The organism is Pseudoalteromonas sp. SG43-6 (assembly GCF_014164365.1).
Lineage (GTDB): Bacteria > Pseudomonadota > Gammaproteobacteria > Enterobacterales > Alteromonadaceae > Pseudoalteromonas > Pseudoalteromonas rhizosphaerae.
The window spans coordinates 1-241 of sequence record NZ_JACJEZ010000236.1 but is presented as its reverse complement, the minus strand read 5'-3'; the positions used below and the strand labels follow the sequence as shown (position 1 = coordinate 241).

The 241-nt window shown below is 39.4% G+C and carries 1 protein-coding gene; it reads left to right on the top strand.

Annotated elements, in window-relative coordinates:
* A partial coding sequence (locus H5201_RS22915) for a transposase (protein ID WP_182785483.1) occupies positions 1-241 on the top strand: 241 nt, incomplete at both ends.

Sequence of the window (241 nt, the reverse complement as noted above, 5' to 3'; positions counted from 1 at the left end):
GTTTAGAAGAAAGACTCAGCGCGATTATTGACTGTGGCCATTTAGATGAAGCAGCCATTAATGAATACTGCCGTAATAAAGGGCTTTATCCGCATCATATTAAGCAGTGGAAGCAAGACTTTGCCCAAGGACCTACAACGAAACTAGCTAAATCAGACAGTAAACAGTTAAAGCAAGAAATAAAACAGCTGCAAAAAGAGCTTAATCGTAAAGATAAAGCCTTAGCTGAAACAGCGGCATT